Below are 22,090 nucleotides of genomic sequence, written 5' to 3'. Positions count from 1 at the left end.
ACTAGTGCTAGATTTGCATTCTCATTATTTCCTGGTAGGCTTCTACCACTTTGTTACGAAGCTGCATCGTCAGTTCAAGTGCGATGCCTGACTTTTGCGAGGCGATCATGACCTGGTGTAAATCTTGGATCTGCCCTGCGGCCAGCCCTTGGTTCATTTTCTCGCTTGCTTTCTGAAGTGCATTCACTTCATGGAGCGCATTTTTCAAATAAGAAGCAAACGATGTTGTGACTTCATAAGGCGTAGGGGCACCTGTTGGCACTTTATCTTGAACGGAAATTGACGGCAGCTCTGCTCCAATTCTCTCTACCATATTCCCTCTCCTTACTTACTAATCTCCAGTGCTTTCATCGCCATCGCTTTCGCGGCGTTAATCGCGGTTACATTTGATTCATACGCCCTTGTCGTAGACATCAAATCGATCATCTCTTTTAACATATCCACATTTGGAAGCGCCACATATCCTCTTTCATCCGCATCCGGATGGGTCGGATCATACATCATTTTCGGAGGCGTTCGATCCTCTACGATGCGTGTAACCCGCACACCGTTTATCGGCATCGGCCCGGTCCGTCCCACAGCCGCTTGCAAAAAATTTTCGAAACTAGAAGCGCCTGTTTTTGGTTCGATAATAGCCATTTTTCTTTTGTAGGGCTCCCACCGTCCATTTACGTATTCTCCGCGCGTCGTATTCGCGTTCGCAATGTTGCTGGATATGATATCCATTCTCAGACGGTTTGCCGTTAATGCGGAAGCGCTCGTATCAAAACTGCCAAATAGTGTCACTATGCCTTCCCTCCTATTACCGCTCTCAGTTTTGTAAACTGTCCAGCAGTCTGTTGGACTAAGGCGTTATACCAAAGCTGGTTTTTCGCCAAATTCGTCATTTCAAAGTCCAAATCGACATTATTCGCTGTATTTTGCATAGGTCCAATAGAAGAGTCGATTTGAAGTCGGGGGCGAACGTCCATCAAAGAAGATGTGCCAAAAGCAATATGTTTTTTATCCGTCCTGTATGCAGAAAAAGTAGTCTCCGTTCTTGAAAGCGCCCTTTGCAGCTCACTTTCAAAGGTCACTGACTGTGATTTATAATAAGGAGTATCCACGTTCGCAATATTGTTACTAATGGCCTTTTGACGCATAGTCGCAGCGTCCAGTGCTTTTTCCAAAATTGTCAATGTCTGTGTCATAAGCATCTTTCTTCCCCTCCCTCTTGCCATAAATTGGGTCAAATATCCCCCGTAATATTCTATAGAAAAGGATAAAAATATTGCCAATTCGACAAAATATAACATATACAGGTAACAACTTTAATATTAGCAGATTGTCTAAAATGAACAAGGCCCTATACGAAAGATAGGGCCTTTTTACCAGACGAAAGTCTTATCTGTTTTACGAAGTTTTTAATTTTTCAAGTTCAGGTAAAAGCTTTTCATTTAAGATTTTAATATAGGTACCTTTCATACCGAGGGAACGTGATTCGATAACGCCGGCGCTTTCCAATTTGCGCAACGCGTTTACGATAACGGAGCGTGTAATGCCTACACGATCGGCAATTTTACTTGCAACCAGCAATCCTTCTTTTGCATCCAATTCCTCAAAGATATGCTCCACCGCTTCTAGCTCACTGTAAGATAGAGAGCCGATAGCCATTTGCACAACCGCCTTGCTTCGAGCTTCCTGCTCGATTTCTTCAGCACGCTCCCGCAAAATTTCCATGCCTACTACAGTCGCACCCACTTCGGCCAGCACAAGATCGTCATCCGTAAATTTCTCGTTCAAGCGTGCCAGAACAAGCGTTCCGAGGCGATCCCCCCCGCCGATAACCGGAACGATGGTTGTTAACCCTTTCTTAAATAAATCTTTCATTTCTACCGGAAATGCAGTATACGGACTATCGATGTCAAGGTTAGCCGACGTTTCGTCAAGGCGCAGCAGCTGTGTGCTGTAATCACCTGGGAAACGACGTTCTTCAAGCATTTTGCGGATACGGTCATTGTCTACTTCCTGCGCGATAGCATAACCAAGAATTTTTCCTTTACGGCTAAGAACGAAAATGTTTGCTCCGATAATCTCGCTCATGACCTCTGCCATTTCCATAAAGTTTACCGGATGTCCTGCCGTTTTTTGTAACAAACGATTAATGCGACGAATTTTTGATAACAAATCCATTATTATACTTCCTCCTTCAAATTTTACAGAATATAGCGACTTAAGTCTCGATCTTCTACGATGTCTTTCAATTTTTCTCTCACATATTCCGGGGTAATCACAACTTTCTCTAGCGTAATATCAGAAGCTTCAAATGATAAATCCTCTAATAACTTTTCCATGATCGTATGCAGTCGTCTAGCCCCGATATTATCTGTGTTTTGATTCACCTCGGCTGCGAGTTTAGCAATCTCTTTAATAGCTTCGTCAGAAAATTCAACTTTTATTCCTTCTGTTTCCAATAAAGAGACATATTGTTTTATCAAAGCGTTTTTCGGTTCGGTTAAAATCTGGACAAAATCTTCTACCCGCAGGCTATCTAATTCCACACGAATCGGGAACCGTCCCTGAAGCTCCGGAATCAAGTCAGACGGCTTCGCCATATGAAACGCACCGGCGGCAATAAATAAAATGTAGTCGGTTTTCACCGGACCATATTTCGTCATTACCGTCGAACCTTCCACAATCGGCAGGATATCGCGCTGTACGCCTTCACGCGAAACCTGGGCAGAGTTGGTCTCTTTACCGGCAATTTTGTCTATCTCATCAATAAAGATGATCCCGCTCTGTTCCGCGCGTTCGATTGATTCTTGGATGACTTCATCCATATCAATCAATTTTTGTGCCTCCTGCATGATCAGCACTTTACGTGCTTCCCTTATGGGGAGTTTTCGCTTTTTCATTCTTTTGGGCAAGAGGCTTCCTAGCATCTCCTGCATATTGATACCCATTTGATCCATTCCTGAGCCTGAAAACATATCAAACATCGTCGGCGCCGTATCTTCTACTTCAATTTCTATGACGGTGTCCTCCAGCTGTCCCATCGCCAGTTGATGGGCTACTTGGCGCCGCTGTTGCGATACTGAAAGATCATCCGCATCGCCAGTTGCAGATTGGTACGTATTCTGGTTTCCCCCGAATAACATCTCCAACGGGTTTTTAAAAGATTTATTGGCGTGCTTGCCTGGAACGAGAATATGCACAATCCGTTCGTTCGCCATCGCTTCTGCTTTATCTTTCACCTGTTCGGTTTTCTCCGCTTTGACCATGCGTATAGCTGTCTCTACCAAATCTCGCACCATTGACTCGACATCGCGCCCCACATAGCCTACTTCCGTAAACTTTGTGGCTTCCACTTTAATAAACGGCGCTCCGGTTAACTTGGCAAGACGTCTTGCAATCTCCGTTTTACCCACCCCGGTCGGACCGATCATCAGAATGTTTTTCGGCACGATTTCGTCGCGGATTTCTTCCGGAAGCAAACTGCGGCGGTACCGGTTCCTTAAAGCGATCGCCACCGAGCGTTTCGCTTGCTTTTGTCCCACAATGAAATGATCAAGCTGTTCAACAATTTGTTTCGGGGTTAAACGTTCAGGGTTTTTCAAGGGCACAGCCTCCTCGTCATTCATGAATTTCTTCCACAACAAGGTTATGATTTGTATAGACGCAAATATCAGCTGCCGCCGTCAATGCCGCTGTTGCAATCTCTCGTGCGGTTAAATTCGGAGCGTGCTTTTTCAGCGCGCGGCCTGCCGCAAGCGCGTAATTGCCTCCCGAGCCGATAGCCAGAATCCCGTCATCTGGTTCAATGATTTCTCCAGTTCCCGAGATTAAAAGCATATGTTCCTTATCCATCACAATCATGAGCGCTTCCAGCTTGCGCAACACTTTGTCAAGCCGCCAGTCCTTCGCAAGCTCCACCGCCGCCCGCGGCAAATTGCCGTGGTGTTCATCGAGTTTGGCCTCAAACTTCTCAAAAAGCGTAATCGCGTCAGCAACAGAACCGGCAAATCCAGCCACAACTTGACCATGATAAAGGCGCCGCACTTTTTTGGCCGTTTGTTTCATAACCACAGCGTTGCCCATCGTTACTTGCCCGTCGCCAGCCATCGCTGCTCCTCCGTTATGACGCACGGCAAAAATGGTGGTGGCGTGAAAAGTCATATCCATTGACTTCCCTCCATAATCTATTGGTTTTACGCCCGCGGATGAGCCTGATTGTAAACAAATCGCATCCTCTCCCGCGTTACGTGCGTGTAAATTTGCGTTGAAGAAATGCTTGCATGTCCAAGCATTTCTTGCACGCTTCGCAAATCCGCACCATTCTCCAGCAAGTGGGTAGCAAACGTATGGCGAAACGTATGCGGACTTACTTTTAAAAGCTCGCTTGTTTGTTTCACATATTTGTTAATTATGCGGCGCACGCTGCGGTCTGTGAGCGGCTCCCCCCGAACGTTAACAAACAAAGCATCGTTTTTCATCTGTTTGCATAAGAACGGGCGACCGCGCTGTATGTATTGTTTATAGGCAACAAGCGCGTGTTGCCCGAGCGGAACATATCTTTCTTTTGCGCCCTTTCCGAATACGAGAGCCGTACCTGCAAGTGTATCAACGGAACGGATGGTCAAGCCAACAAGCTCCGACACGCGCATTCCACTGGCGTATAGCATCTCGAGTATGGCTCGATCCCTTAGCCCGAGCGGTGTCTTTGTATCCGGCAACTGCAAAATCGCTTCAACTTCTTTCGGAAATAAAAAATTCGGAAGCTTCTTTTCCAGCTTTGGCGTTGCGGTCATCGCGAACGGATTGTGCCCCACCAGTTCTTCACGTAGTAAAAAACGGTAAAAACTTCGCAGGCTTGATAATTTTCGCGCAATTGAGCGACGAGCGTAGTTTTGCCTGTGCAATTCCGTCAAATAACTGCGAACATGAACATAAGAAACAGCAGCATATGCTGTTACGTCATGCTGCTTCATAAACGCCGCAAAAGCCCGGATGTCTTTCTCATAGTTCGCAATCGTCAGAGGCGAAGCGTTTTTTTCAATCTGCAAGTACTGTTTAAACAGCAAAAGCAGGCGATCAGACTCCAAGGCTTCCATTTGTGTACCTCCTACCCGAGCAACAATGCATACGGGACGCAGCAACGCCGCATCCCGTACACATCATTTCCAAAAATACTTTCCCCACAGGGAGAATCCAGCTTTTAACCGTCGTTAGTATAACATAACCCCATCGCTAGCTGCAACTTAAATTGTGAACGCTTCGAGAAAAATTCTGAATTTTATCTAACGCCCGCTTCGCATACTGTTCATACCGTTCTTTTTTGTTGCGGATGTTGCTTTCAAGCGGCGGAAATAAGCCAAAATTTGCGTTCATAGGCTGGAAATTGTCCGGGTTTGCCGTTGTGATATAATGCGCCATACTGCCCATCGCCGTCTCCGGCGGAAATACCATGGGCTCAAGCCCGCGCGCAAGACGCGCGGCGTTAATACCTGCAATCAATCCGGAAGCGGCGGACTCTACATATCCTTCCACACCAGTCATCTGTCCAGCGAAAAACAAGGTATCTCTGTCTTTATATTGGTATGTCGGCTTTAACAAACGTGGAGAATTGATAAACGTATTACGGTGAATCACGCCATAACGCACGATTTCCGCATTTTCAAGCCCGGGTATCATCCGAAATACCCGCTTTTGTTCCGGCCACTTAAGGTGCGTCTGGAAACCGACAATATTGTATAATGTGCCGGCACTATTGTCCTGGCGTAACTGCACGACCGCGTACGGCTGTTTTCCGGTGCGCGGATCAATGAGCCCGACCGGCTTCAGCGGCCCGAATAACATCGTCTGTTTACCGCGCTTGGCCATTACTTCAATCGGCATGCACCCTTCGAAGAAAATCTGCTCTTCAAATTCTTTAAGCGGCACTTCTTCTGCTGTAATCAGTGCCTCATAAAATGCGTCAAATTCTTCTTCCGTCATCGGACAATTAAGATAAGCTGCTTCTCCCTTACCATAACGGGAAGCCAAAAACACTTTGTTCATATCGATCGTTTCTTTGTCAATGATCGGCGCCGCCGCATCATAGAAATACAAATACTCTTCGCCCGTCAACTCTTGCAGTTTCTTGGACAAATCAGGTGATGTTAGCGGACCGGTAGCAATAACGACAATCCCATCTGGAATCTCCGTGATCTCTTTATTGCACACCTCGATGCGTGGATGATTGCGCACGCTTCTTGTTACGGCATCGGCAAATTCGTGTCTGTCCACTGCAAGCGCTCCTCCAGCCGGCACAGAACAATTGTCGGCCGAACGAATAATAACGGACGAAAGGCGGCGCATCTCTTCTTTTAAAATGCCCACAGCATTGGTCAACGAATTGGCGCGCAGTGAGTTACTGCACACCAGCTCCGCGAATTTATCGGTGTGATGGGCCGGAGTTTGGCGCACAGGGCGCATTTCATACAGAATGACATCAACACCCTGTTCGGCGATTTGCCAGGCCGCTTCGCTGCCTGCCAACCCAGCTCCGATGACTTTTACTTTTTCCATCGCTCCGTAAAACTCCTTATTTTTATGATGTTTCTTCTTGGTAGTCGCAGGCCAAGCATTGAACAGTCGGCCCTTTATTTTTGCCTTTGCCCTTTTTCTCGACAAGCATGTTGCCGCACTTTGGACATGCACGTGGTAATGGCTTATCCCATGAAACAAAGTCACAATTCGGATAATTTGTGCAACCGTAGAAAATTCGGTTCTTCTTACTTTTACGCTCCACAATTTGTCCGGTTTCACATTTCGGGCAATTTACGCCGATTTCTTTGACGATCGGCATTGTATTGCGACACTCCGGAAACGCAGAGCATGCGAGAAACTTGCCGTAGCGCCCAACCTTATACACCATTGGGCTGCCGCATTTATCGCACATGATGTCCGCCACTTCGTCTTTAATCTCTACTTCCCGCATATATTTTTCCGCAACTTCCAGGCGTTTGGAGAATCCTTCATAGAACTCTTCCAACACCTTATCCCACTGCACTTTTCCTTCTTCAATATGATCAAGTTCATCCTCCATTTTGGCGGTAAACTTCGTATCGAGAATTTCCGGAAAGAATTCTTCCATTAATTCAAGCACAATTTCTCCAAGCTCGGTCGGAACAAAGCGGCGATCCTGTAATGCTACGTACCCACGTTTCTGAATCGTTTCAAGCGTCGGTGCGTACGTGCTCGGACGTCCGATCCCCAACTCTTCGAGCGTTTTAACAAGCCTCGCCTCGGAGTAACGCGGCGGTGGCTGAGTGAAATGCTGTTTTGGCTCTATCTCTTCCAGCGCAAGCTCCTTTTTTGCTTCAAGCGGCGGCAGCATCTTGTCTTCTTCTTTCTGAACGTCATCCGTTCCTTCTACATACACTTTCATAAAACCCGGAAACTTCACCTGCGAACCGCTGGCACGGAACACAGCGTCTCCAGCAACGATGTCCGCCGTTACCGTATCGAGCACCGCCGGGGCCATCTGGCTGGCGATGAAGCGTTCCCATATCAAACGATACAGCTTTAGCTGGTCGCGCGATAAATACGCTTTGAGCGAGGCCGGGTCTTTATGGATGAGCGTCGGACGAATCGCTTCATGTGCATCCTGTGCCCCTTCTTTTTTCCCGAACTGACGCGGTTTAGCAAGGGCGTACTCTACGCCGTATTCCTCGGTAATATATTTTTTCGCTTCCTCCTGCGCCACAGGCGAAACCCGCGTCGAATCGGTACGCATGTACGTAATCAGGCCCACCGTGCCTTCTTCGCCGATGTCAATCCCTTCATATAGCTGCTGTGCGATCATCATCGTTTTTGCAGCGCGGAAATTCAGCTTGCGCGCCGCTTCCTGCTGCAAGGAGCTTGTCGTAAACGGCGCGGCAGGGTTCCGCTTGCGCTCCCGCTTCTTGATCTCAGCAACGACATACGGCTTCCCTTCAATCCTCTGCAGTAATTCTTTGACTTCCGCTTCGGATTTCAGCTCGACTTTTTCTGTGCCGTATCCGTAAAATTTGGCTTCAAACGTTTCTTTTCCGGCTTTTAGGTGTGCGGTAACCGACCAGTATTCTTCCGGTACAAACGAGTTGATTTCCTTTTCCCTGTCAATAATAAGCTTTACGGCTACGGATTGCACCCGCCCAGCACTAAGCCCCTTTTTGACTTTCTTCCACAACAGCGGAGAAATGTTATACCCTACCAGCCTGTCAAGAATCCGGCGCGTCTGCTGGGCGTTTACCAAGTCCATGTCGATTTTGCGTGGATGTTTGAACGCCTCCTTGACCGCTTGCTTGGTAATCTCGTTAAAGACAACACGACAAGGCTGATCCTGATCTATGTTCAAACTGTGGGCCAAATGCCAGGCGATCGCTTCGCCTTCGCGATCGGGGTCCGCCGCAAGATACACATGCTTCACCTTTCTGGATGCATCACGCAACTCCTTTAGCACGTCCCCTTTGCCGCGAATCGTAATGTACTTCGGCTCAAACCCTTTTTTAATATCGACTCCCATTTGACTTTTCGGTAAGTCTCTCACATGGCCCATCGATGCTTTGACAATATATTTCTTCCCAAGATATTTTCCAATTGTCTTCGCCTTTGCGGGAGACTCCACTATCACCAGTGAATCTGCCAAGCATGTTTCCCCCTTTTGCTACAGAAAACTTGGCGTGCGCAGCCGATTTGGCATAAGCGCTGCCTTCTTCGCTTTACATGTATACGAATGTAAGAACACATGCGTTCTTATTCGTGAACAAGTGAAAAGAATTCCTCCTATTATTAATTACAAAACTTGCATTTGTCAAACGTATTATTCTTTCATCCGGATAAAAGCCGGTCCGGGCAATTGCTCAATTTTCTGTTTTACTTGCAAAGATAGCAGAAGATAATGCAAATGGCTAGAGGAAAACGCCGTTCGACATAAAATCTCTTCATACGATACGGATTCCCCCCCTATAAGCTCGAGTACGATTTTCTCTTCTTCGCTCAGCTTTATTGAGGATGATAACGTGTGATCGGTTGTATTTTCATTTGTATCCGAAACCATCCAAGGGTATTCACTTACAATATCATAAACATTGTGCACCAATTTTGCCCCCTGTTGGATCAGCCAGTGGCAACCAACACTTTTCGGAGAATAAACTGAACCTGGCAAAGCGTACACATCCCGTCCCTGCTCCGCGGCCAAATCGGCCGTAATAAGCGAACCGCTGCGCGCCGCCGCCTCAATGACAAGCACTCCCCTCGCAAGCCCGCTAATAAGGCGATTTCGCTCCGGAAAAAACCTCCGTCGCGGTTCTACACCGGGCGGATATTCTGAAATAATAAGACCCTGCCGCCGAAGTTCAGCGGCCAGCTTCCGATTTTCGTTTGGGTAAACAATATCAATGCCACATCCCAGTATAGCGATGGTAGCTCCTCCAGCTTCCAATGCGCCGCGGTGAGCTTCGCTGTCAACACCGCGTGCAAGCCCTGAAACAATGCAAAATCCTTTCGCCGCTAAGTCTCTAGCAAACTGGCGCGCCGCGTTCTTACCATATACTGTTGGCGTGCGCGTCCCGACGATAGCAAGTGCGGGATAGGACAGAAGTTCCTTGTTTCCGGTTATGTATAAGACCTCGGGAGGATCAGGAATTTCTCTCAACAACGCAGGATATAGCGGATTCAACCAGGTCAACACCGTAATTCCATGGTCACACCAACGTCTAACATAATCCATCGTTTTCTCCATGTCAAATTCCGCTTTAATTAGCTCCGCTTTTTTGGTAGAAATTCCAAGCAATTCCCTGATATCCGTGACGGAGTGCGCCGCAAAATCCAGCGCCTCTGTGAGCTTGCGAGCACGACGCACCACATTCCGCCCCACTCCACGAATATTTGATAAAGCAAGCAGTATGTATTCTCTTTCTTCCATCTTTTCCTCACCTCGCATTTTCTTTCCTTTTTATTTCGAGGAAATAAATGGAAATCCTTCTAATTCGACTTTTGATCCTACATTTTTGTATGTTCTTACCTGATAAAAAAGGAGCGCCGAATCAGCACTCCTTTTTTCTGTACGCCTCACGCGTATTATTTAACTGTCATGCATGCTTCCAACAAGCCACGTTCTTTTAAGACATCAATCATCGTTTGACCGATTTCAGCCGGCGTTCTTGCTACACGGATGCCGCACGCTTCCATTGTCTTGATTTTCTCAGCAGCGGTTCCTTTGCCGCCGGAGATAATGGCTCCCGCATGACCCATACGCTTTCCTGGAGGCGCAGTTTGGCCTCCAATAAAGCCTACTACCGGCTTCTTCATGTTCGCCTTCACCCACTCAGCAGCCTCTTCTTCGGCTGTACCGCCGATTTCACCGATCATGATCACCGCTTCTGTATCCGGATCTTCATTGAACAGTTTCAAGCAATCGATGAAGTTCGTGCCGTTTACCGGGTCGCCACCAATACCTACCGCCGTAGACTGGCCAACACCGTTCGTTGTCAATTGATGTACCGCTTCGTATGTAAGCGTTCCGGAGCGGGATACGATGCCAACTTTACCAGGCGCATGGATATATCCCGGCATGATACCGATTTTGCACTCACCAGGAGTAATAACACCAGGGCAGTTCGGTCCAATCAAACGGGTTTTGCTACCTTCCATGTAGCGTTTTACTTTTACCATATCAAGTACTGGGATACCTTCTGTAATACAAATAACAAGGTCTAGCTCAGCGTCTACCGCTTCCATAATGGCGTCTGCCGCAAAAGGCGCCGCAACATAAATAACAGATGCATTCGCTCCTGTTTCTCTTACTGCTTCAGCAACTGTATCAAAAACGGGGAAACCGTCAACTTCTGTACCGCCTTTTCCAGGTGAAGTACCTCCAACCATTTGCGTACCGTATTCACGGCAACCCTTCGCATGGAATAAACCAGTAGCACCAGTGATACCCTGGGTGATTACTTTTGTATCTTTATTGATAAGAATACTCATGACTCGTAAGCCCCCACCTTTCTTATTTTACCAAGGAAACGATTTTTTCCGCGCCGTCTGCCATCGATTCTGCTGCTACAATGTTAAGGCCGGATTCATTCAGGATTTTCTTACCAAGCTCTACGTTTGTACCTTCGAGACGCACAACAAGCGGACGATCTAGACCCACTTCTTTCGCTGCCTCTACAACACCTTCAGCGATAACATCGCACTTCATAATACCACCAAAAATATTAACGAAAATGCCTTTTACATTCTCATCAGAAAGAATTAACTTGAATGCTGCTGTAACTTTCTCGGTTGTCGCGCCGCCGCCAACATCAAGGAAGTTCGCAGGCTCGCCGCCATAAAACTTGATAATGTCCATAGTTGCCATCGCAAGACCCGCACCATTAACCATGCAACCGATGTTACCATCAAGCGCAATGTAGTTCAAATCATACTTGGAAGCTTCGATTTCTTTCGGATCTTCCTCATCCAGGTCACGCAGCTCCAAAACGTCTTTATGACGATAAAGCGCGTTGGAATCGAAATTCAGCTTCGCGTCAAGCGCCATTACATTGCCGTCGCCTGTTACGACAAGCGGATTGATTTCTGCAATGGAGCAATCTTTATCAACAAAAGCTTGATACAAGCCCATCATGAATTTCACGGCTTTGTTTACCAATTCTTTCGGAATGTTGATGGAAAACGCAAGCTTGCGCGCCTGGAACGGAAGCAGACCTACAGCCGGATCGATGACTGCTTTAAAGATTTTTTCCGGCGTTTTTGCCGCTACTTCCTCGATTTCCGTACCGCCTTCTTCAGACGCCATCATAACGACGCGACTCGTTTTGCGGTCAACTACAAGACCTACGTAGTATTCTTTTTTGATATCGCAGCCTTCTTCAATGAGCAAACGCTTTACTTCTTTCCCTTCAGGGCCTGTCTGATGCGTAACAAGCACTTTACCGAGAAGCTCCTGCGCATATGTACGAACTTCATCCAAGCTTTTCGCGATTTTGACACCACCTGCTTTGCCGCGGCCGCCAGCGTGAATTTGCGCCTTAACTACATATACGTTCGAGTTAAGAGCCTTCGCTGCCTCTACCGCTTCGTCTACCGTGAACGCTACTTTTCCGTTCGGCACGGCAACGCCGTACTGCTTAAGTATCTCTTTTCCTTGATACTCATGGATATTCATTCTCCATCCTCCTAACCTCATTTTACATAAAATAAACGCATCAAGCTTCTCCTTGTGTAAGCCTGTCTGCGCATACAGTATAGCTTATTCGTCATCATTCGGCAAATCCCTGCTTTCTTTTCGCGCTTTTCTGACGTTTTTCAACTACCGTTTTACTTTTTGTGGGAAATGAGAAAAACTTGCGAGTGTTTCCTTGTTTACTCATGAAGAAAAAATGAAAGAAGCAGACGCCTAGCATCTGCTTCTTAATGGGAAGGTAACGGCAATTCTCTTTTATTGATTTCCTCGATTAAAAGCTGAATAAATTCCTGTTCCAGACCCAAATGGACTGCTTTTAGATAAGCGTCAAGCAATGCTTCGTCTGAAAGTAGGTGCATGAATAACTCCCCCCTCATCTTCTATTTTCCATATTGTAACATCGACCCTTTTTTTAGAACAAGCATTCCATTATCCACAAGGTTCTGTGAATAAGTTGTGTACAAGAATTCAAAATGGTTGTAAAACTTTATTTCTTTCTGTAGATATAGTTATCCACAGAAATTTATGTCGAAAAATTTTTTCCAGCTTACCCTTTCCACTGCTTTTGATCCAGCGTACGATACTGAAATGCTTCAGCCACATGTGCTTCTAACACCTGTTCGCTGTCTTCCAGATCCGCGATCGTACGCGCAACTTTAAGGATTTTGTCGTATGAGCGGTTGCTAATGCCGCTCGTTTGATAAAGAACAGAAAACCAGCGTTGCGCGGAAACAGAAAGCGATACGTACTTTTCAACCCATCTGCCGAACAGCTGAGAATTAAATTGAAATCCGGTATCACGGTAACGGTGTCGCTGCCGTTCCCGCGCCACCATGACCCTCCCACGCATTTCAGCAGATGTTAATGATTTATCCCGCCCCATTTCATCAATACGAACACGCGGAACTTCCACTTGAATATCCATTCTGTCCAGCATCGGTCCGGAGAGCTTTTTCCAATATCTCTTAATTTCCCGCGCCGTACATGTACAGTATTGATAATCACTTTCAAATCTGTAAAAACCGCAAAAGCAGGGATTAAAGGAAGAAATAAGTAAAAAACGACAAGGAAAGACGAGCTTCGCTCCATGGCGGATAATAGTAATCTGTCCATCCTCAAGCGGCTGACGCATCGCTTCGAGCACCGCACGTGAAAATTCGGTCCACTCATCTAAAAACAAAACGCCGCAATGCGAAAGACTCATCTCGCCCGGTTGCGGATACATGCCGCCCCCTAGCATCCCGACAGGGGTAATGGAAGCATGTGGGGCGCGGAAAGGCGGATAAGGCGCCTGCTTCAAGCGCTCTGTAAGCAAACCGCAGGCGCTGTAAATCGTATCCACAACAAGAGACTCTTCTTCATCCAAAGGGGGCAAAATCGAAGGAAATCGCCTAGCCAACATCGTTTTTCCGGTGCCCGGTGGCCCTATCATCGCCAAATGATGAAACCCGGCTGCCGCTACCTCCATGGCTCGCTTAACGTGCCGCTGTCCCTTTACATCGCTGAAACAGTTTATCTCCGCGCGAATCGATACCGGATCGCTGGATAACATGCTTTTTCCTGCTTCCTTTCTCAGTGTTTCATCCGACCATCCAAAGCAAGCCATGCATTCCGCAAGCGTGTGCACACGAAGAACAGGAACCTTGACCCGTTTCACATCTTCTTCACACGCCGCCGGAATAACCACGCCGGAAAATCCCGCTTGCTTGGCGGCAAGAAGCATCGGAAACAGGCCATGAATCGGGCGTAACGTTCCTTCCAACGAAAGTTCACCGAGAAATAGCCAGCGCTCCAGTTTGTTACGAACCTCGACCTGGCCGCTTCCTAACAAAATTCCCACGGCGATCGCCAAATCAAGCATGGAGCCAGCCTTTCTTACATCAGCTGGCGCAAGATTTACCGTAATGCGCTGCACAGGAAAGGTAAAACCGCTATTTTTAATAGCAGACTTGACACGGTTGCGGGCCTCGCGAACAGAAGAAGCGGCCAGCCCGCCGATTTCAAAATAAGGCAACCCGTTCGAAATATCGACCTCCACTTCAACTCCGATTCCCTGAATCCCTAATACAGTAGCGCTATGTACACGGGTAAACAAAGTAACCAACCTCCTCTTTTGTAAAAAATTACCATATAATGACAAAGAAAAAAAGAGAAAACGCAAAAAAACCTGAACGACATCCAGCCGCTCAGGTACAAAAAAGGAGGTGTTACACGTCGAGTACACTATTACTATATGCGCAAAACTGCACAAGCATGTGGACAGGTGCCGCGGAAGAAATTTCTTTTCTTTGCCTATTTTTCAAAAGGCATGAGGAATATGAGTAACTTTATACGTTTTGTCCCTATAGCAAACAATTGAAATGACGTCAAAACGAACAGAAGGCGCGCTGGCTACATAACCGTACCGCTGTAAATACGCCGTTGCTACCTTGCGAATTGTTCGCTGTTTTGCCGGTGTCACCGCTTCACTGCCATGTCCAAAACGAACTGTCGTGCGCAGTTTTACCTCGACAAATACAAGAGTATCTCCTTCGCGCATAATCAAATCAATTTCCCCGTCACGTGTGCGGAAATTGCGCCGTTCAAACACAAACCCTTTCCCTTCAAGATATCGGCGAGCCCATTCTTCTCCCTCAGCACCGCGCTGCCGGTTCATTTTTTTCGGGGTCATCGGCATTCGCTCCGTCTGTCTGTCTCATAGACAAACGCTAAGATTTCAGCCACTACCTGATAAAGTTCAACAGGAATCTGTTCGTTTAACTCAAGAGTAGCTAACACTTCCACCAAAGAAGGGTCCTCCTGAATCGGCACCCCATGTTCTTTCGCCTGCTCTAGAATTTTTTCGGCGATCCTTCCTTTTCCTTTGGCAATCACGCGGGGCGCATCAGCTTCGGCAGGATTATAGCCTAAGGCAACCGCGCTTTTTCGTGTATATTTTGCTTTCATACGCGTACATCCACCCCCTGATAATGGGTAAGATTTGAAGAAAGAAAACCATGCGCTGCTGATTGGCTCCGATCGTTTTGCCGCTCAGGCAACGTCATAACTCGCAACAATGACAGTCTGTACCCTTGAGCGGCAAGATTTTTCTCCAGCGAATCACGCAACACATTCACTAGCGCGGGAAGCTCTTTCCGGTTATTGTATAGATAAATCGATACAATTTTGTTTACGACGGAAACGTCAAGCGTCGTCTCCCCAATATTTTGCATGGTCAAATAAAAAAATAGACGGCAATTTTCTGGATCGAGCTGTCCCGGGCCTTTTTTGCGTGATTCAATCTGGATCAGCGCATTTTCCTCATGCTTGCCTCCGGGCAGTGGCAACTGAAGGGCTACCTGAACAAACGAGACGTCTTCCTGTACTCCGGCCATCATTAGCTGTTGACCGGTAAGTTGCTGGACGAGCTGCTGCATTTGCTCCCGCAACGGAGCGGGTAATGCTTTCGCTTCCGGGTGCTGTAAAAGTTGAAGCAGCGAGCCTTTCACGCTTCCTGCCTGCTTCCCCCAATCCTGCGCTTCCCTATCTATCGCTTGCGCCAGGGCGCGTTCATGGAAAAAGCCAAGACGCTCAAACAACTCTATCATTAACCGCTTGATCCCTCCTTGGGTAGAAGCGGCTAAAGGGGCCTTAGAAACACTTTCGTCCCCAGATTCCTGCAACAACAAAGCCGGTTGCTCTATAGAAGAAATTGTTCGTTGTACCTGCCCCTCGAATTTTGTCGGCGATGAAACAAGCTTTTCCTGTACCTGGGCAAGAATCACCCGCGCAGCCGCAAGCTGTCCGGCCGCCTGTTGAAGCGGCTCCTTTATGCCTGCTGCAATCGATTCCGGGCGTGTAAGCAAGTCATGCATATTCTGAAGAAGATTTTTCATTCCTGCTTCCAAATTGCTGTTTCCTGCAAATGACCGTAACGCCAATATGGTTTCCTTGGTAATTGGAAGCGCTTTTTGCATGGCAAACAAAGCCGCGTCTTCCGCAGTCGTACCACCACCCACCTCCCGTATCGCTTGCATCACAGCACGCAGCGAGCCACCGGATAGAGGAATGCGAGCGTCAAGCGCTTTTTGCAAAAAGGCGAGCCATTCTTTTGTTAGCGGAACTCCGAGTCCTTTCGCCAAGCCTTCCATGCTTGCTTCCGTAGCCTGATTCTGCTTTTCCGGCTGGCTAATCACTTTCAGTGAAATTGGCCCCCCGCCTGGCTGTACTTGCAGCCATGTACGCTGTCCCAATTCTAACGGCGTTTCCAGACGCGCCGTAACCGTCATGCCCCCCAGTTGCACCATCGCCATATTATTTGGAAATAGCTTTAGTACTTTCCCCTGAAACACTTGCCCTGGAACAAGTTCTACCGCGGATAATTGCGTCCGTTGCATTTGCTGAAATACATGGTTCAGCACAAAGCTCTGTATCATTCTCTCCCTCCTTGCCCTGAAATGCATACAAAAAGACGCTATGACTGAAGTACGCCACCGAAGCTACGTCTATGAATCGGACATGGTCCCTTCTCTCGCAATGCGGCGAGATGCTCCGCCGTACCGTACCCCATGTTGGAAGCAAACCCGTATCCCGGATATTGCCTGTCATATTCTTTCATAAGCCGGTCGCGTTCCACTTTTGCAACAATAGAGGCAGCGGCAATGGAAATACTTTTTCCATCCCCGCCGATAAGCGGTCTCTGCTCCAAGGAAAGCTGTGGAATTGTGACTGCATCATTTAGCGTAATATCCGGCACAACTTGCAAACCGCGTACCGCTTCGTGCATGGCGCGAAGCGTCGCCTGAAAAATGTTCATTTCGTCGATAAGGGGCGCGTCGCTCATCGCGATTGACACCGCAACAGCCCCTTCCATAATCCGTTCGTACATAACTTCCCGTTGAGCAGGAGACACTTTTTTTGAATCGTTTAGTCCCGGCAAATAAAAATCTTGCGGCAAAATAACGGCAGCAGTAACGACAGGCCCTGCAAGCGGGCCGCGGCCCACTTCGTCCACACCTGCGATATGCCTGTACCCCCTTTTCCATAATTCGCGTTCGTATCGGCTCATCTCAAGCCAACGTTCCTGCTGTTTTCGTGCCTTCTCCTGGTTTCGCTGCCACCTTCTATATACCGCTTGCACACCGCTTCGCGCATCAGCCATAAACAGAGCCTGCACTTCTGCCGGCAACTCCTTGCAAGTCTCTAGCCATTCCTTTATTTCTTTTATCGTCATGTCGGCGATATTCAATGAGATTCCGCTCCTTTTTTATCAATATTTCTTGTGTTAACGCCATAAGAAAAACGTGTAGCCGAAGCCACACGTTTATTTTCTTCTACAAAATATAAAACAGGCAATTCATCAATAGGGCGTAAGCTCATCCATGCTCACACGTGCCATTTCAAGCGTAAACTCGTCATCCGGGCGCTCCAGCGAAATCCGACCAATCTTGCCGCCGCGCAATTCACGCAGAATCAGTTCGGCTACTTTATCATAATCAATATGGCCGCCACTCACCAGACAGCCACGTTTACGACCGATTTCCGTCAAAATCTCCAGTTTACTTTCGGGCAGTTCGGCAAGCTGGTAGCGCTCTTTGAGCGCGTTGCTGTAGTACATTCGCAAGTACGCAACAACAAACAGCGCCACTTCCTGAAAATCTATAATTTCATCTTTAATGGCGCCGCTGGCAGCAAGCCTAAGCCCCACGAGCGGATCTTCAAATTTGTGCCATAAAATTCCCGGTGTGTCCAATAGCTCTAGCACCTTGCCGACTTTCACCCATTGCTGGGCCTTCGTAACCGCCGGACGATCCCCTGTTTGCGCCACTTTGCGGCCAGCCAGCCGATTCATTAGCGATGACTTGCCGACGTTCGGGATTCCAAGAATCATGGCACGAATCGCCCGATCCTGCATCCCTTTAGCACGTCGCTTCTGCATCGTTTCCTCAACGAGCACCTCGCATTCCTGTGGCAATTTACTCACGCCGCGGCCGGAAAGAGCGTCAATCGGAATTGCCTTAATGCCGTTTTCAGCAAAATGCCGTACCCACGCCTTCGTTATCTCTTCAGCCGCCAGATCGGATTTGTTCAATAAAATTAAACGCGGTTTTCCAGAAACAATCTCATCGATCATCGGATTGCGGCTCGATAAAGGAAGACGTGCATCCAGAAGTTCGATCACGACATCAATCAGCTTCAACTTCTCCGTCACTTGTCGGCGCGCTTTAGCCATATGACCCGGAAACCATTGAATCGTCATATGCCTTCACCTGCATTTCTTGTTAGTTCAAACGAATCTTATCAAGCGGCCAGATTATCAGCTCTGAACGACCCACTACGCTTTTCACAGGCACGGGCCCAATAACACGGCTATCCGTACTGTTGCGGCGATTGTCACCCATGACGAAAATATGGCCCGGCGGCACTTTCTCCGGTCCGAAATCTTCCGTCAACACATAGCCTGCCGCTCTCGCCTCTTCTTTATACTGTTTTAAATACGATTCATCGACCGGCTTTCCATCTATGTAAAGCTGATCGTTCCTTACTTCCACGGTCTGCCCTTCCGTGGCAATGACCCGTTTAATATAATCTTTCTCCCGGGTTGCATGGAAGACAACAATATCGCCCGGTTTCGGGTCTTGAATATAATAAATTAATTTATTTACGATCAAACGCTCCCCATTTTCTAATGTCGGCATCATCGAAGAACCATCAACAAGAAACGGAGCAAACAAAAACGTACGGATGAAAAGCGCAAGCACGACGGCAACACCAAGCGCTTTCAGCCACTCCCATGCTTCGCTTTTTCCCTTTCTTTTTTTGGTTGACTCAGAGGAGGTCTCTTCAACCATCACGAATCCTCCTTACGTGCCGTAAATTCGGCCTTTTTTCCTATCCACGGCTATTCATTCACCGAAACGTAACACGAGCGCAGGAAGAAGGGGCGGATTTCTGAACCCCTAACTCTGGTTACTCATTTCCGAATCGCTAAAAAAGGAGCTTGTTACCAAGCTCCTTTTTCCCGTATTAACGGTGAATTTCTTTAATACGTGCCGCTTTACCCACACGATCGCGCAGATAATAGAGCTTCGCACGACGAACTTTACCTTGACGTACTACTTCGATTTTTTCGATTTTCGGAGAATGGAGCGGCAGTGTACGCTCAACACCGACACCATAAGAAACTTTACGAACCGTGAAAGTCTCGCTGATGCCACCTCCGCGGCGCTTAATTACAACGCCTTCGAACACCTGAATACGTTCGCGTTGCCCCTCAATTACTTTCAAATGCACACGTACAGTGTCACCGGGGCGGAAGCTAGGAATATCTTGTTTCATGTTCGCTTGCGTAATTTCACGAATAATATGATGCATGAGTTTTCCTCCTTCCAACAGATGTTCATTCCATATGAGAAGTAAGCGGCTATGTTCGAGTCTGCGAACCTCCCGATAGGAAGAGGACCATCTTAATCCGAACCAAAATGGCTCACAAGATTTATCATACCATAACCGAAAACTGGTTACAACTCCCGTTTTATCTCTTCAAGCAATTTTTTTATTTTCGGTGTCATCTCGATCGTTTCCAACAGATCCGGCCGGCGCATAAGTGTGCGACGAAGCGATTCTTTGAGCCGCCATCTTTCGATGTTTTCGTGATGGCCAGATAATAGTACATCCGGTACTCGCCAGCCGCGAAATTCGGCCGGGCGCGTATAATGCGGATGCTCCAGCAGGCCCATACTGTATGAATCAGCAACCGCTGATTGCGCATTTCCGAGCGCTCCTTCCTGCAAACGTACCACACTATCAATAATAACCATGGCAGGAAGTTCGCCCCCTGTTAACACATAATCGCCGATAGAAATCTCGTCGGTCACCAGGTGCTCGCGGATGCGTTCGTCGTAGCCTTCATAATGACCGCAAATAAAAATCAAATGTTTCTCTTCCGCTAGCTCCTCCGCCATTGCTTGATTATATCGCTTCCCCTGTGGGCACAGTAAAATAACGCGCGGCTTGCCACCCACAGAATGCTCCGCGCCTTCTTCCAGCGATCCAGTCAGCGATTCTACCGCCCGGAAAATCGGCTCCGGCTTGAGTACCATACCGCCTCCGCCACCATACGGCATGTCGTCCACTTGTCCGTGCTTATTATCTGAAAATTCACGAAAATTGATGACACGAAACGATACAATCCCTTTTTGTGCGGCTTTACCGACAATGCTCGCTCCGAGCACACCTTCGAACATCTCCGGAAACAGCGTTAAAATGTCAATTTGCATCCTATCCTCCTAGACAAGCCCTTCAAGGAGATGAACGGTAATCTTCTTATTGTTTACATCTACTTGTTTCACCACGTCATCAATATACGGAAGCAAAATATCTTTTCCTTTATCTTGCTTTACTACCCAAACGTCATTGGCTCCAGGCTGCAAAATCTCCTTGACCACGCCGAGGCGTCTTCCTTCCTCCGTAAACACTTCGCTGCCGAGGATATCCTGGAAATAAAATTCACCTTCTGAAAGCGGCTTCCTGTCTTCTGCCTTCACCTTAAGCAGCCCGCCCTTATATTTTTCCACATGCTGAATGGAAGGATGATCTTTAAATGTCAACAAATAAAAGTTTTTATGCTGGCGCGCGGACATAACCGTCAGCGGCACCGGGTCTTTCATTGCCGGATGAAACAAATACAGCACACTGCCTTTTTTATACCGATCTTCCGGAAAATCGGTTTCTGAGACAACGCGAACTTCACCGCGGATGCCGTGCGTATTTACCAGCTTACCTACGGTAAAAAATTCCTCGATCACTTAATCCAGGCTCCTTTCGCGAATTTCTTTTACAATCCCGTCCTTAAGCACGATTTCCGTTCCTGTCATTACCTTACCCCAATCGTCGCCGACTTTTACTTCCACATCACTTTCCACCGTCGTATAATGAATCTCACTGCCGAGCGGAAGGTTTTCCAACTGCTCAAGCTGAAACGAAATTTGCGAAAGCTTTTCCTCACGCACCTGCCGTTCCTTCGCAAGCCTGCGCTGAACGATATCAAGCGCTTCTCTTCCTTTACGTTGCGCCTCCTGAAGCAGCTTCTTCGCCTGGAAATTTAGTTGCTCCAGCTCTAGTTCATACCGTTTTCGCATCGATACAAACTCATCCCGCATTTTGCAGCGTGACGCTTCAGTAATAACCATCATGACCTTCACTTTACGCTTGACAATGAGCATGCCGCATTTCCTCCTTATTTGCGGACTATGTATACAATTTATCGCATAAAGACCGGATAAATGGAAGAAAAAGCTGGGAGAGGGCCCCAGCTTTCTTCTTTGTTTAATTATACAATTTCAATGGTCACGCGCTGGTTTTCTTTTGCTGCCATCGCATTGACTACGGTGCGAAGAGACTTAGCAATACGACCCTGCTTTCCGATCACCTTTCCCATATCGTCCGGATGAACGGACAAGCGGTATATGGTGCTTTGCTCTTGTGTCACCTCTTCGACCGAAACGGAATCTGGATGATCGACAAGAGCTCTGGCAATCACTTCAATTAATGATTTCACCCGCTAGTCCTCCCGCTGCAATATTCATTGCCTTACTTCTTGCTATTGCGCATTTCGTGGAACTTCTGTAATAGACCTTGTTTGCGGAACAGGCTGCGAACCGTGTCTGTCGGCTGTGCGCCTGTAGTTAGCCATTTCAGCGCTTTTTCTTCATCAATGTTAACTTGCGCCGGTTGCGCTACCGGGTTATACGTTCCGATTTCTTCGATAAAGCGGCCGTCACGCGGAGCGCGGGAATCCGCCACTACCACACGGTAAAACGGAGCTTTCTTTTGACCCATACGCTTTAAACGAATTTTTACTGCCATTTGTTCATTCCCTCCATGTTGTGATTTACACACTAATTTATTATTATAACAAAG

The 22,090-nt window shown here is 47.5% G+C and carries 26 protein-coding genes; all 26 read right to left on the bottom strand.

Features of this window, described 5'->3' with window-relative positions; all coding sequences use genetic code 11:
- Nucleotides 1-7: 7 nt before the first annotated feature.
- Entirely contained in the window at nucleotides 8-313 is a 306-nt protein-coding gene (gene fliE, locus ACH33_RS07235; protein WP_057898402.1) for a flagellar hook-basal body complex protein FliE, read from the bottom strand.
- An 11-nt stretch (nucleotides 314-324) separates the two neighbouring features.
- The gene (gene flgC / locus ACH33_RS07230; protein ID WP_057898401.1) at nucleotides 325-786 is read right to left on the bottom strand and encodes a flagellar basal body rod protein FlgC; all 462 of its coding nucleotides are present in this window, start codon (nucleotides 784-786) and stop codon (nucleotides 325-327) included.
- The gene (gene flgB, locus ACH33_RS07225) at nucleotides 786-1,196 is read right to left on the bottom strand and encodes a flagellar basal body rod protein FlgB (RefSeq protein WP_057898400.1); all 411 of its coding nucleotides are present in this window, start codon (nucleotides 1,194-1,196) and stop codon (nucleotides 786-788) included. The genes flgC and flgB overlap by 1 nt, the downstream gene beginning before the upstream one ends.
- A gap of 196 nt (nucleotides 1,197-1,392) precedes the next feature.
- On the bottom strand, nucleotides 1,393-2,172 hold the full coding sequence (codY, locus tag ACH33_RS07220) for a GTP-sensing pleiotropic transcriptional regulator CodY (protein ID WP_057898399.1): 780 nt from the start codon (nucleotides 2,170-2,172) through the stop codon (nucleotides 1,393-1,395).
- Nucleotides 2,173-2,195: 23 nt separating this feature from the next.
- Nucleotides 2,196-3,620 (bottom strand): ATP-dependent protease ATPase subunit HslU, encoded by a 1,425-nt coding sequence (gene hslU / locus ACH33_RS07215; protein ID WP_057898398.1) that lies wholly within the window; start codon nucleotides 3,618-3,620, stop codon nucleotides 2,196-2,198.
- Nucleotides 3,613-4,161: an ATP-dependent protease subunit HslV gene (gene hslV, locus ACH33_RS07210; RefSeq protein ID WP_057898397.1), complete on the bottom strand. Its 549-nt coding sequence runs from the start codon at nucleotides 4,159-4,161 to the stop codon at nucleotides 3,613-3,615. Before hslV ends, hslU begins: the two co-directional genes overlap by 8 nt.
- 26 nt (nucleotides 4,162-4,187) lie before the next feature.
- Nucleotides 4,188-5,090, bottom strand: coding sequence for a tyrosine recombinase XerC (gene xerC / locus ACH33_RS07205; protein ID WP_057898396.1), 903 nt, complete (start codon nucleotides 5,088-5,090; stop codon nucleotides 4,188-4,190).
- A gap of 136 nt (nucleotides 5,091-5,226) precedes the next feature.
- Nucleotides 5,227-6,546, bottom strand: coding sequence for an FADH(2)-oxidizing methylenetetrahydrofolate--tRNA-(uracil(54)-C(5))-methyltransferase TrmFO (trmFO, locus tag ACH33_RS07200; protein ID WP_057898395.1), 1,320 nt, complete (start codon nucleotides 6,544-6,546; stop codon nucleotides 5,227-5,229).
- Between the two features lie 22 nt (nucleotides 6,547-6,568).
- Nucleotides 6,569-8,650, bottom strand: coding sequence for a type I DNA topoisomerase (gene topA, locus ACH33_RS07195; protein ID WP_057898394.1), 2,082 nt, complete (start codon nucleotides 8,648-8,650; stop codon nucleotides 6,569-6,571).
- Nucleotides 8,651-8,824: 174 nt separating this feature from the next.
- Complete coding sequence (gene dprA / locus ACH33_RS07190) at nucleotides 8,825-9,928, bottom strand: DNA-processing protein DprA (RefSeq protein ID WP_057898393.1); 1,104 nt, start codon at nucleotides 9,926-9,928, stop codon at nucleotides 8,825-8,827.
- A gap of 155 nt (nucleotides 9,929-10,083) precedes the next feature.
- Nucleotides 10,084-10,989, bottom strand: a complete 906-nt coding sequence (sucD, locus tag ACH33_RS07185) for a succinate--CoA ligase subunit alpha (RefSeq protein WP_057898392.1) — start codon at nucleotides 10,987-10,989, stop codon at nucleotides 10,084-10,086.
- Between the two features lie 22 nt (nucleotides 10,990-11,011).
- Entirely contained in the window at nucleotides 11,012-12,172 is a 1,161-nt protein-coding gene (gene sucC, locus ACH33_RS07180; RefSeq protein ID WP_057898391.1) for an ADP-forming succinate--CoA ligase subunit beta, read from the bottom strand.
- A gap of 245 nt (nucleotides 12,173-12,417) precedes the next feature.
- On the bottom strand, nucleotides 12,418-12,549 hold the full coding sequence (gene sda / locus ACH33_RS07175) for a sporulation histidine kinase inhibitor Sda (protein WP_062731150.1): 132 nt from the start codon (nucleotides 12,547-12,549) through the stop codon (nucleotides 12,418-12,420).
- A gap of 188 nt (nucleotides 12,550-12,737) precedes the next feature.
- Nucleotides 12,738-14,285 (bottom strand): YifB family Mg chelatase-like AAA ATPase, encoded by a 1,548-nt coding sequence (locus ACH33_RS07170; protein WP_057898390.1) that lies wholly within the window; start codon nucleotides 14,283-14,285, stop codon nucleotides 12,738-12,740.
- A 204-nt stretch (nucleotides 14,286-14,489) separates the two neighbouring features.
- On the bottom strand, nucleotides 14,490-14,861 hold the full coding sequence (locus ACH33_RS07165; RefSeq protein ID WP_057898389.1) for a YraN family protein: 372 nt from the start codon (nucleotides 14,859-14,861) through the stop codon (nucleotides 14,490-14,492).
- Nucleotides 14,858-15,136: an EscU/YscU/HrcU family type III secretion system export apparatus switch protein gene (locus tag ACH33_RS07160; RefSeq protein WP_057898388.1), complete on the bottom strand. Its 279-nt coding sequence runs from the start codon at nucleotides 15,134-15,136 to the stop codon at nucleotides 14,858-14,860. Before ACH33_RS07160 ends, ACH33_RS07165 begins: the two co-directional genes overlap by 4 nt.
- Nucleotides 15,133-16,605 (bottom strand): hypothetical protein, encoded by a 1,473-nt coding sequence (locus tag ACH33_RS07155; RefSeq protein WP_057898387.1) that lies wholly within the window; start codon nucleotides 16,603-16,605, stop codon nucleotides 15,133-15,135. The genes ACH33_RS07160 and ACH33_RS07155 overlap by 4 nt, the downstream gene beginning before the upstream one ends.
- A gap of 38 nt (nucleotides 16,606-16,643) precedes the next feature.
- Nucleotides 16,644-17,417 (bottom strand): ribonuclease HII, encoded by a 774-nt coding sequence (locus tag ACH33_RS07150; protein WP_057898386.1) that lies wholly within the window; start codon nucleotides 17,415-17,417, stop codon nucleotides 16,644-16,646.
- 111 nt (nucleotides 17,418-17,528) lie between these two features.
- The gene (ylqF, locus tag ACH33_RS07145; protein ID WP_057898385.1) at nucleotides 17,529-18,428 is read right to left on the bottom strand and encodes a ribosome biogenesis GTPase YlqF; all 900 of its coding nucleotides are present in this window, start codon (nucleotides 18,426-18,428) and stop codon (nucleotides 17,529-17,531) included.
- 22 nt (nucleotides 18,429-18,450) lie between these two features.
- Complete coding sequence (gene lepB, locus ACH33_RS07140) at nucleotides 18,451-19,020, bottom strand: signal peptidase I (RefSeq protein WP_057898384.1); 570 nt, start codon at nucleotides 19,018-19,020, stop codon at nucleotides 18,451-18,453.
- 175 nt (nucleotides 19,021-19,195) lie between these two features.
- The gene (gene rplS, locus ACH33_RS07135; RefSeq protein ID WP_057898383.1) at nucleotides 19,196-19,543 is read right to left on the bottom strand and encodes a 50S ribosomal protein L19; all 348 of its coding nucleotides are present in this window, start codon (nucleotides 19,541-19,543) and stop codon (nucleotides 19,196-19,198) included.
- Nucleotides 19,544-19,689: 146 nt separating this feature from the next.
- Nucleotides 19,690-20,448 carry a tRNA (guanosine(37)-N1)-methyltransferase TrmD gene (gene trmD / locus ACH33_RS07130; protein ID WP_057898382.1) on the bottom strand — a complete coding sequence of 253 codons (759 nt, stop codon included), beginning with the start codon at nucleotides 20,446-20,448 and terminating at the stop codon, nucleotides 19,690-19,692.
- A 9-nt stretch (nucleotides 20,449-20,457) separates the two neighbouring features.
- Nucleotides 20,458-20,973 (bottom strand): ribosome maturation factor RimM, encoded by a 516-nt coding sequence (gene rimM / locus ACH33_RS07125; protein WP_057900283.1) that lies wholly within the window; start codon nucleotides 20,971-20,973, stop codon nucleotides 20,458-20,460.
- Nucleotides 20,974-20,976: 3 nt separating this feature from the next.
- Nucleotides 20,977-21,393 carry a YlqD family protein gene (locus ACH33_RS07120; protein ID WP_057898381.1) on the bottom strand — a complete coding sequence of 139 codons (417 nt, stop codon included), beginning with the start codon at nucleotides 21,391-21,393 and terminating at the stop codon, nucleotides 20,977-20,979.
- A 107-nt stretch (nucleotides 21,394-21,500) separates the two neighbouring features.
- Nucleotides 21,501-21,728 (bottom strand): KH domain-containing protein, encoded by a 228-nt coding sequence (locus ACH33_RS07115; RefSeq protein ID WP_057898380.1) that lies wholly within the window; start codon nucleotides 21,726-21,728, stop codon nucleotides 21,501-21,503.
- 32 nt (nucleotides 21,729-21,760) lie between these two features.
- Nucleotides 21,761-22,036 carry a 30S ribosomal protein S16 gene (gene rpsP, locus ACH33_RS07110; protein WP_057898379.1) on the bottom strand — a complete coding sequence of 92 codons (276 nt, stop codon included), beginning with the start codon at nucleotides 22,034-22,036 and terminating at the stop codon, nucleotides 21,761-21,763.
- Between the last annotated feature and the right edge of the window lie 54 nt (nucleotides 22,037-22,090).

Origin of the sequence: Aneurinibacillus sp. XH2 (assembly GCF_001439585.2) — a bacterium.
GTDB classification, from domain to species: domain Bacteria; phylum Bacillota; class Bacilli; order Aneurinibacillales; family Aneurinibacillaceae; genus Aneurinibacillus; species Aneurinibacillus thermoaerophilus.
This window is presented reverse-complemented; position numbering and strand designations above follow the sequence as displayed.

Bases quoted from the DNA above. Each gene is read 5' to 3' on its own strand.
- ACH33_RS07160 (WP_057898388.1), bottom strand. From the start codon at position 15,136: ATGAAAGCAAAATATACACGAAAAAGCGCGGTTGCCTTAGGCTATAAT.
- rplS (WP_057898383.1), bottom strand. From the start codon at position 19,543: ATGCATCATATTATTCGTGAAATTACGCAAGCGAACATGAAACAAGAT.
- dprA (WP_057898393.1), bottom strand. From the start codon at position 9,928: ATGGAAGAAAGAGAATACATACTGCTTGCTTTATCAAATATTCGTGGA.
- ylqF (WP_057898385.1), bottom strand. From the start codon at position 18,428: ATGACGATTCAATGGTTTCCGGGTCATATGGCTAAAGCGCGCCGACAA.
- rpsP (WP_057898379.1), bottom strand. From the start codon at position 22,036: ATGGCAGTAAAAATTCGTTTAAAGCGTATGGGTCAAAAGAAAGCTCCG.
- ACH33_RS07120 (WP_057898381.1), bottom strand. From the start codon at position 21,393: ATGCTCATTGTCAAGCGTAAAGTGAAGGTCATGATGGTTATTACTGAA.
- flgB (WP_057898400.1), bottom strand. From the start codon at position 1,196: ATGCTTATGACACAGACATTGACAATTTTGGAAAAAGCACTGGACGCT.
- hslV (WP_057898397.1), bottom strand. From the start codon at position 4,161: ATGGATATGACTTTTCACGCCACCACCATTTTTGCCGTGCGTCATAAC.
- lepB (WP_057898384.1), bottom strand. From the start codon at position 19,020: ATGGTTGAAGAGACCTCCTCTGAGTCAACCAAAAAAAGAAAGGGAAAA.
- sucD (WP_057898392.1), bottom strand. From the start codon at position 10,989: ATGAGTATTCTTATCAATAAAGATACAAAAGTAATCACCCAGGGTATC.
- xerC (WP_057898396.1), bottom strand. From the start codon at position 5,090: ATGGAAGCCTTGGAGTCTGATCGCCTGCTTTTGCTGTTTAAACAGTAC.
- trmFO (WP_057898395.1), bottom strand. From the start codon at position 6,546: ATGGAAAAAGTAAAAGTCATCGGAGCTGGGTTGGCAGGCAGCGAAGCG.
- sucC (WP_057898391.1), bottom strand. From the start codon at position 12,172: ATGAATATCCATGAGTATCAAGGAAAAGAGATACTTAAGCAGTACGGC.
- fliE (WP_057898402.1), bottom strand. From the start codon at position 313: ATGGTAGAGAGAATTGGAGCAGAGCTGCCGTCAATTTCCGTTCAAGAT.
- ACH33_RS07165 (WP_057898389.1), bottom strand. From the start codon at position 14,861: ATGACCCCGAAAAAAATGAACCGGCAGCGCGGTGCTGAGGGAGAAGAA.
- hslU (WP_057898398.1), bottom strand. From the start codon at position 3,620: ATGAATGACGAGGAGGCTGTGCCCTTGAAAAACCCTGAACGTTTAACC.
- ACH33_RS07155 (WP_057898387.1), bottom strand. From the start codon at position 16,605: ATGATACAGAGCTTTGTGCTGAACCATGTATTTCAGCAAATGCAACGG.
- trmD (WP_057898382.1), bottom strand. From the start codon at position 20,448: ATGCAAATTGACATTTTAACGCTGTTTCCGGAGATGTTCGAAGGTGTG.
- codY (WP_057898399.1), bottom strand. From the start codon at position 2,172: ATGGATTTGTTATCAAAAATTCGTCGCATTAATCGTTTGTTACAAAAA.
- sda (WP_062731150.1), bottom strand. From the start codon at position 12,549: ATGCACCTACTTTCAGACGAAGCATTGCTTGACGCTTATCTAAAAGCA.